The organism is Aliterella atlantica CENA595, from assembly GCF_000952155.1.
Lineage (GTDB): Bacteria > Cyanobacteriota > Cyanobacteriia > Cyanobacteriales > Chroococcidiopsidaceae > Aliterella > Aliterella atlantica.
Genome location: NZ_JYON01000043.1, coordinates 19,038 through 28,092, shown reverse-complemented (window position 1 = coordinate 28,092; position 9,055 = coordinate 19,038). Strand labels below are relative to the sequence as shown.

At 43.5% G+C, this 9,055-nt stretch carries 6 protein-coding genes and 2 pseudogenes; 5 read left to right on the top strand and 3 right to left on the bottom strand.

Going from position 1 to position 9,055, the window contains the following annotated elements; all coding sequences use genetic code 11:
* Nucleotides 1-126: 126 nt before the first annotated feature.
* The 5 genes and pseudogenes from UH38_RS25745 to UH38_RS23750 form a co-directional block, all read left to right on the top strand.
* A pseudogene (locus tag UH38_RS25745) lies at nucleotides 127-512 on the top strand (IS1 family transposase); the annotation flags it as partial.
* A gap of 222 nt (nucleotides 513-734) precedes the next feature.
* Nucleotides 735-1,154 (top strand): response regulator, encoded by a 420-nt coding sequence (locus tag UH38_RS23770; protein WP_045057188.1) that lies wholly within the window; start codon nucleotides 735-737, stop codon nucleotides 1,152-1,154.
* 563 nt (nucleotides 1,155-1,717) lie between these two features.
* Nucleotides 1,718-2,920: a DUF3466 family protein gene (locus UH38_RS25130; RefSeq protein ID WP_052672558.1), complete on the top strand. Its 1,203-nt coding sequence runs from the start codon at nucleotides 1,718-1,720 to the stop codon at nucleotides 2,918-2,920.
* 291 nt (nucleotides 2,921-3,211) lie between these two features.
* Nucleotides 3,212-3,944, top strand: a pseudogene (locus UH38_RS26080) (IS1 family transposase).
* A 48-nt stretch (nucleotides 3,945-3,992) separates the two neighbouring features.
* Nucleotides 3,993-4,496, top strand: coding sequence for a tyrosine-type recombinase/integrase (locus tag UH38_RS23750; protein WP_072044988.1), 504 nt, complete (start codon nucleotides 3,993-3,995; stop codon nucleotides 4,494-4,496).
* Nucleotides 4,497-4,656: 160 nt separating this feature from the next.
* Here UH38_RS23750 and UH38_RS23745 read toward each other — a convergent pair whose 3' ends face one another.
* The 3 genes from UH38_RS23745 to UH38_RS23735 all read right to left on the bottom strand — a co-directional run bounded on the left by UH38_RS23745 (nucleotide 4,657) and on the right by UH38_RS23735 (nucleotide 8,977).
* Entirely contained in the window at nucleotides 4,657-5,784 is a 1,128-nt protein-coding gene (locus tag UH38_RS23745; protein WP_045057186.1) for an ABC transporter permease, read from the bottom strand.
* Between the two features lie 122 nt (nucleotides 5,785-5,906).
* Entirely contained in the window at nucleotides 5,907-7,049 is a 1,143-nt protein-coding gene (locus tag UH38_RS23740; protein ID WP_045057185.1) for an ABC transporter permease, read from the bottom strand.
* The gene (locus tag UH38_RS23735; RefSeq protein ID WP_200892603.1) at nucleotides 7,046-8,977 is read right to left on the bottom strand and encodes an ATP-binding cassette domain-containing protein; all 1,932 of its coding nucleotides are present in this window, start codon (nucleotides 8,975-8,977) and stop codon (nucleotides 7,046-7,048) included. The genes UH38_RS23740 and UH38_RS23735 overlap by 4 nt, the downstream gene beginning before the upstream one ends.
* Nucleotides 8,978-9,055 lie beyond the last annotated feature (78 nt).

Below are 9,055 nucleotides of genomic sequence, written 5' to 3'. Positions count from 1 at the left end.
ATCTCTAACTGCTGTAGAAGATACACTATGCCAGGCTTTGAATCAACTTAATGCACAGCCAGAAAGTTTACGCTCAATGACCTTTTTCCCTCATTTGAAAATTACGCTCTAGAACGCGATTTGGTATTAGAAACATTTGTCGGCTCGAAAAAAACAAAATCTGGCTCTGGACCGCAGTTGACCACTTCCAACGAGGGATCTTAGGTTGGGTGTTGGGAGACCACAGTGCCAAGACGTTTAAACCGTTGTGGGCAGTTGTCGCCACTTGGAATTGCTACTTCATTATCACGGATGGATGGTCAGTCTATCCTAACTTTATTCCCGATGGAGACCATATTGTTAGCAAGACATACATGACACGGGTGGAAGGGGAAAATACGCGGCTACGGCACTATCTCGCCCGATTGCATCGCAAGACATTATGTTATTCCAAATCCGAAGAAATGCTGAGGCACTCAATTCGATTGTTACTGCACTATCTTAAATTCTGGGATGTTCCAGTTCCTTCCTAATTCATATCTTCATTATGCAACGCCTTAGAAGTTATGTTTAGTCACAGCCAATTAAGATTTCTAGCACCAATTGGGTCTGACTACGGTAATGAGTTGTCTGCTTGAAGACGACCGACTAAAGGCAGAAAAATCTCTCTGTCGTGAGATAGGAATAGTTAATGAAACCAGGACAATTAAGTAGGTTTATGAAAACTAAACTTCATTGTTTTCTGAGTTTACTCAATGATTGGTTCGTCTGCTGAAATTGCTACTGGGGTAGATCGCATCTTGGTCGTTGACGATCTTCCTGATAACTGCTTTCTACTGCAAACAATCCTAGAGAGTGAAGGATATTCTGTTGAAGTTGCCGATAGCGGTCACGCAGCACTAGAAAGCATTGCATCCCATCCTCCAGACTTGGTATTATTTGATATCATGATGCCAGGGATGAACGGGTTTGAAGTTACTCGTCGGCTGCGGCAAAATCCTGCTCTGCCTTTTATTCCCATCCTCTTAGTTACGGGCTACAGCGAACCCACACCTGCTGATGGATTTGATGTGGGAGCCGACGGATTTATTCGTAAACCGATTGATTTTGATGACCTACTGCACCAAATTCAGACAATCTTACAGCCTAGAAATTTGATTGAGCCGCAAAAATAGAATGGCGCGTTTTAAGTAGCGATCGCCCATGAGCCAAACCACAATCCACCACGTTATCGGCATTGACGGAACTACATTGATAGTCTTTTACACCGAAGCCCACTGCTAGCAATTGGGGTTGATTAGCGCTGGTGGGGCAGTATTTGGGAAGCGCAAAATCTACTACAGCGCTGAAGCTGCACTTAGGGCGGGACTGGAGTGAGTTGCTTGGGGGAGTTAATAATACCTCGTTAATCCTTGATGGTTTTCCCTAATAACAAACATCTTACCTAGAAGCTTTAAGAGAAATTACGACCCAGTTGCAATTATCTTTTTCAATGCCACTAAGTCCCATTCAAAATTCACCTATAGCAAGCGCTTACCTAAGCAAATTTGGCAATAAAGGTAACAAAATACACAGCAACTGCCATTAGGTAGATTTAGTCATTTCCAGGCTGAATTAAACTGCTGCTAGTTCAGAAATACTTGATATTTACAGGGTTGCTCTACCCAGCACTCTTGATAGTCTAGAGTCGCTGTTGAAACGACTATGCATTGTCAATTACTTAATCAAAACAGCAACCATGAAATTACATAAGATCTGTTCAATTAGCCTAGCCTTAACAACAGTTTCCTTAATTGGATTAAATACGAGTCTACCTGCCGCTGCTGCTACTTTCTATAACGTGACCGATCTAGGGACATTTTCAGGGATTGGTAGAAGTAGAGCTACAGGCATCAACGATCTAGGTCAGGTGATCGGTGAGTCAACAATTAGCTTCGGTGAGGTAGATGGTCAACCGATTTTAGCTACCCAAGCTTTTCGTACTGCACCTAATAGCCCCATTAATATAACAACAGACAATATTGGAGGAGGAGGGGGAGAAACTACTGCTAATGGGATAAATAACTCAGGTAGAGTCGTCGGCACAGTTCAAGCTTTTACTCGTTTTACGCTTTCCTACCGGACATCACCCAATGGTTACGTTTCAGATCCAGGAAGTGGAATAGGCATTCTTCGTGCTAACGACATCAATACATCGAGTCAGGTGACTGGTAGAGGTTTAGTTAACTTAGATCCTGAAACTTATCATGCTGTGCGAATCGATCAGCCGGACAACAATGCTGCCTTCAACAACTTTGTCGATCTGGGAACTCTGGGTGGAACAGACAGTATAGGAAATGCAATCAACAACTTAGGTCAAGTAGTGGGTAGTTCAGAGACTGCTAATGGAGAGACCCGTGCCTTCCGGACTGCTGCCAACAGCACTATTAACGCGGCAACAGATGACTTAAGTACTTTGGGTGGGTCTTCAAGTACCGCATTCGATATCAACGACAAAGGTCAAGTCGTTGGTAGTTCAACGACAGCTAGTGGCGCAACTCACGCCTTTTTAACTAATGCTAATAGTGCTATAGATGCCGAGGATGACTTGGGGACTTTGGGCGGTGATTTTAGTATTGCTTACAGCCTCAACGAATTAGGCTTAGTGGTTGGTGATTCCCAACTAGCTGATGGCAGCGATCGCGCTTTCTTGTATGATGGAACCGAGCTATTTGACCTCAATACCTTACTAGCTGGCGACTTTGACTTTGTACTGACTAGCGCTAGAGGAATTAATGAGAGCGGACAAATTGCTGCTACAGGCTTTTTCGCCGATACTCAAACTACTCGTGCTGTTCTGTTAACACCAGTTCCCGAACCAACATCTATGCTAGGCGTACTAGCTTTTGGTGCTGGCGCTGGCCTTCTGCGTAAAAGAGCTAAACAGAAAGTAGAGCTATAACAGCTAACTAAAACTTGCATAAAAGCCAGATGATTGTTCACTGGTCATTTGGCTTTTTGTTTATAAACACTGATTACGAACGTATTAAAGAAGCGTGAAAGTCATGAGCGTTTATAACTAAAACCTCCTGTTAGCATTTTGGACGCGATCGCACAAGGGCAAACTTTGGCTACCCTGCTAACTTGAGCCTTGATAGCAGCTTCATCCCAGTAAGACTGAACAAGAGCAGGTAGTAATGCATAGTAATGGTAAGCCGATAAGCTAGTAAGAGTAAGCATTGCAGCTAAACCTATGAACTGTCCTAAGTGCCAATCTACTCAAATCATCAAATACGGGCATACTCATTATGGCAAACCACGATTCCGCTGCCAAGCCTGCGGGAGACAGTTTGTAGAGGATGCAACCCGACAACCGATTGAGGATGCAACTCGTCAATTGATTGATAAGTTGTTGCTCGAACGTCTAGCGCTGGCGGCAATTGCACGGGTGACGGGTGTTTCCCAGCGATGGTTACAAATGTACGTCAATCAGAAGTTTTACCAAACGCCAAAGACTATCGAAGTCACCCAAAAAAACCAGGTCGGTTGACGATTCAAGTTGATGAGATGTGGTCCTTTGTTGGCTCTAAAGATAACAAACAATGGGTCTGGTTAGCTATTGATGCTCATAGCCGTGAAATTGTTGGGGTGTTCGTGGGTGCTCGTTCTCGGCAAGGTGCAAAGGGGCTTTGGCAATCTTTACCTGCGGTTTACCGCGGAGCCGGAGACGCTCCGCCTCCGGTCAGTGTGCGCTCTGCTACACCGATTTTTGGGAGGCGTATGAGCAGGTGGTACCTAGCAATCGTCATCGAGCGGTTGGCAAAGAAACTGGGAAAACTAGCTATATCGAGCGATTCAACAACACCATAAGACAGCGAGTTGGGCGCTTAGTTCGTAAAACCTTGTCTTTTTCTAAGAAATTGAACAATCACATTGGCGCAATTTGGTATTTTGTGCATCATTACAATGCCTCCCTACGCTCTTAACCATTACTATTCACTACTACCTATTTATTATCGGCAGAAATTGAAGCGATGCGATCGACAGTTAAAAAAGGCAAGGGTCGTCATGCTCACCGAGATTCAACTTTAATTTTGCTAATTTATCGTCATAGATTGCGTGTAGCTGAAGCATCAGCATTGCAATGGACACAGATAGATTTTAATGGAGGGACGATTTACGTCAAGCGAGTTAAAAAGGGAACTCCTTCGGTGCAACCGCTATATGGTGACGAGATTCGGTCACTTCGCAAGCTACAACGAGATTATCCTGCTAGTCCCTATGTTTTTCAGTCTTCGCGATTTGGACCGTTAGCTCATGATACTGTTGGTGGCATTGTCGAGCGGGCTGGAGAGTTGGCTGCTTTACCAATGCCCGTTCATGCCCATATGCTGCGGCATGGTACTGGCTATTATCTGGATAATCGAGGTACTAACGCTCAGACGATACAGAGTTACTTAGGGCATAACAATATTCAGCATACTGTTCGTTACACCGAACTTGCCTCTACCAAGTTTCAGGGACTTTGGGATAGTTAACCTACTTTTCCATAACTATTTGGTCGATCTGGCATCACCTATCTCCCCCGAAAAAAATCGCTCTCCATGACCAACCAAGATCACCATAAGTTGCCAAGAACCCATAAACTGAAATACTCATTTCTGAAGCATATCATGAGTTAAAATCTCATTTTTTAGTTCAAATCACAGTAATATGACTGCGAAATTTATTAATACTGACTACGAATATAATAGTAGCGAAGCACAATAATGCGATCGCATTTGGCCAAAGTAATTCCAGACCAACACCCTTGAGCAGAATGCCACGTACAATCAAGATATAGTGACGTAGTGGATTTAGCAAAGATAGGTACTGAAACAGCAAGGGCATACTCTCAATCGGTGTGATTGTACCGGAGAGGAGGATCAATGGCACATTAATCGAGAACGATACGAGTTGAGTCTGTTGCTGGTTGCCCAAAAGCGTCCCGATAAACATACCCACCATCATACCGCTGAAAATATACGTGCCTGAAAGGATTGCAAACAGCAACAAGTTACCCCGGAAGGGTAATTTGAATATTAGTCTGGCCAAGCCCAGCAGCAAGATAATATCACCTAGTAACAAAATAAATAAAGGCAAAACTTTGGCTAATAAGATTTCCCAATGAGCGCTGGGAGTCATCAATAATTGCTCAAGCGTACCAGTTTCTTTTTCGCGCACCACTGTGGCTGAAGCAACCATCGAACTGACTAGGCTCAGTATTACTCCCATTACCCCAGACACGAAAAACCAACTACTGATTAGACCAGGGTTGTAAAGGAATGTGATTTTGGGCTGGATCTGTGGAGGTACCCAGTTCGGGTTCACTTGGCGATCATAATGGCTGATGATCTGAGTAATGTAACTCCTGATCAGTCCAGCAGTATTAGCGTTAACTGCATCTACCAAAACCTGGACTTTTGCTGTATCCTCCCGATGCAACTTCCGGTTAAACTCAGGCGGGATTACTAAACCAACAGAGACTTTTGCTGTCTGAAGCTCTTGAGTTAGGGTTTGTTCACTATTATTGTAGCGAGGGAGAAAGATCCGATTCTCAGTCAAGGCAGAGACTAGTTCACGACTTGTATAGGTTTTGGCATAATCAACAATCCCAAGTTTGAGGTTGTGTACATCAGGACTGATGGCAAAACCATAAATCAGCAGTTGTACTGTTGGTAAAACAATCAACAGAAAAAGTAATCGTTTGTCTGTGAGAATCTGGTGAATCTCTTTCACCACTAATGCCCAAAAGCGGCTCTGAAAAAGACAATAGATGAATTTCATTTTTTTTCCCTACTCCTGGCAATTTTGGCTTGCTGATTAATACAGTACGGCGGAAATAAACCTACCATTTCAAACAGCCATAAGCCTTGATATATCAACCTTTTGACTTCTGTTCTGCGGTACTAGTCTGGTAGCTGCATCTGACCTAGTTTCTTGCAAGCCCCAAAAAAGAACAATAAACCCAGCAGTATCAACGCTAAGTGAACAAACCAGACACCAGACCATCCCGTTCCCCGCACGAAAGCGTCACGAGTCAATTCAATATAGTAGCGGACTGGGATAAGATTGCTAATTAGCGATAATGGAAAAGGAATATTACTCAGCGGATAAATTAAGCCAGACAGTAACAGGGCAGCTAAGTAACCGATGCTTAATACTTTCTGAGTAGCCTCACTTTGGGTATTTGAGCCGACTCCAAAGAATAGACCAAAGAACACACTAGTCATTAAAAATAGTAAAGTACCAATTATTAGGGAGGTGGGTTCCACCGCCAAACGCAGTCCAAAAATTAATGACCCCAACAGGGCGATTGAAACAGTTTGGGCAACGCCAACGAATAAGTAAGCTAGTCCCTTTCCCAGCAACAATTCTGGCGCACTCAGGCTGGAAGCGTAAGCTTGGATGATTGTGCCTTGTTCTTTTTCACGGGTCATAGAAAGGGCTGCAAAAAGTGCCGGATAAACCCAAAGAATCAGACCATAAGCTCCCGTAACAATATAGAGGGATTCTTGCCGCCCTGGATTAAACCACAGACGGATCTCGGCAGTTATTTGGCTGCTATTTGGTTGTAAACCAATACTTTTGAGGAAAAAGTCAGTGGTAGCGCGAATAGTATTTTCAATCACGCGGGCGTTATTGACATCTGTACCATCGATCAGGGCTTGAAACGTGGCGATCTTGCCAGATTTAAGGCGGCGGGAAAAATCAGGTGGAATCACCAAGGCTACTTTAGCAATGCCACGGTCGATCGCCTGGGCTGGATCGGCAATGCGAGAATCTAAAGTTGGGTAAACTGACCACTGTCCTCTGTCTAAAGGTGTCGCTTTGAACTGGTCGGTAGCAAACAAACGTTCGATATAGGTACGGCTAAGTAGACTTTGATCGAAGTCTTGAACGATCAGGGGAATTGCTTTGAGCTGGAGTCTGATGGCAAAGCCGTATATTAGTAAGGTAATCAAGGGTAGCAAAAAAACTAGGGCTACAGTCAGACGTTCTCGCTGAATTTGGGCTAACTCTTTGATGCATTGAGTCCAGATCTTTTTCATTTTTCATTTTGTTGAGCGTGTTGCACAATCCTTATAAACGAATCCTCCAGCGAAAAGGGAATTAGTCGTAGAGAATGAAGATTGATCCCATCCATTTGGAAAATTGAACGGATATGGGGAATATCAAAGTCAGGGCGATCGCTAACAACATGCAAGCGATCGCCAAAAATCGACACCCGCCAAGCTGCTAACTCAGTTTTTAGTAAATTAGCGGCATTTTGGGTTTTATCAATAACTATCTCTAACAACTGACCGGGTTGAGAAGCTTTAATTTCACTCGGCGAACCTTGGGCTACTATTTCACCCGCCACCATAAATCCCATACGGTTGCATTGTTCTGCTTCTTCTAAATAATGGGTAGTCACTAGCACTGCTGTACCTGACCTGGCAAATTCATTAATTAACCGCCAAAATTGACGACGTGCTAAGGGATCTACTCCTGATGTGGGTTCATCGAGAAACAAAATTTCTGGTTCGTGCATCACCGCCGCCCCAAAAGCTACCCGTTGTTTCCATCCTCCTGGTAGTTTGCCTGTAAGCATATTTGCTTTCCCGACTAAGCCACAAGTTGCTAATACCCAGTCAATCTTGCTGCGCTGTAACCGAGTTGGCACACTGTAAACTCCACAGTAAAATTCTAGATTTTGGATAATAGTCAAATCATCGTAGAGCGTGAATTTCTGGCTCATGTAACCAATACGTTGCCGCACGCCATGACTACGTAGATTCTTACTTTGTCCAGCTAAAGAAATTTTCCCCGATGTTGGTTCTAGCAAACCGCAGAGAATTTTAACTGTAGTCGTCTTTCCTGCACCATTTGCTCCTAGTAAGCCGTAAATTTCCCCATAATGCACTTCTATATCTACACCTTTAACGGCCTGAAAGTCGCCAAATACCTTTCTCAATTTATTTGCACTAATAGCAATAGGTGAGAGATTAGCTATTCTCCAGTCGCCAGTCCTTTTTTTTGTCCGAGGAAAAGAAATAAATTCCGGGTCTTTACCAGCTACACGTAGGTGGTTAACGAAAACGTTTTCTAAAGTTGTATCAACAGTTTGGATGCTGTCAAGTTGTAGCTGCTGCTGACTAAAAATTGTCTGAACTGCTGTTGAAGCGATCACAGCATTTTTCACTAGCACATCCAACCGATCTCCAAAGGTTTGTACGTCAACAATAGATGTTTGTTTGTTGTTTGTCGCCTCGTGCAGTGCTTCCTCAGCTGCTTCTATATTATTAGTCCGCACCTCTAAACGTTGTAAACCTAAACTTTCACGCAACTGGGAAAGGGTGTCAATTTGCTGGATCTCTCCTTCATACATTAAAGCAATGCGATCACACCTTTCGGCTTCATCTAAATATGGTGTGGCTACAACCACTGTCACTCCTTCAGCAGCCACAGCAGCTAAAACATCCCAGAATTCCCGACGAGATACCGGGTCAACTCCTGTAGTTGACTCATCCAACAGCAAGATTTCTGGTTGGGAAATCAATGCACAGCATAAAGCTAATTTCTGCTTCATCCCACCGGAGAGTCGTCTTGCCAAGCGATCGCCAAATTTATCCAAACTCATTAGTTGCAAGTATTTCTGACGACGTTGCCAGAATTGTTTTGCTGGTAGTTGACGCAATCCAGCACTGTAACGCAGATTTTCATCAATACTCAAGTCCAGATAAAGTGAAAATTGCTGTGTCAAATAACCAATAGATAAACGAGCATCGCGGGGTGATTTCCCTAAAATCTGGATATTGCCAGTAGATGCTGCCATCACCCCGGCTAAAATGTGGAAAGTCGTAGTTTTTCCCGCACCATCAGGGCCAATTAACCCAAAGATTTCTCCTCGTCTGACAGCAAAATCTACTCCCTTAACGGCGACTAATTTGCTGTAACGTTTAGATAAGTTTTCAACCTGAATTACAACATTAGTCACATCGTTTTGCCCTGAATTAAAAATTAATTACAAAACGTAAATACACCTGAAACCTTTACAGATGACAAATAACAAATG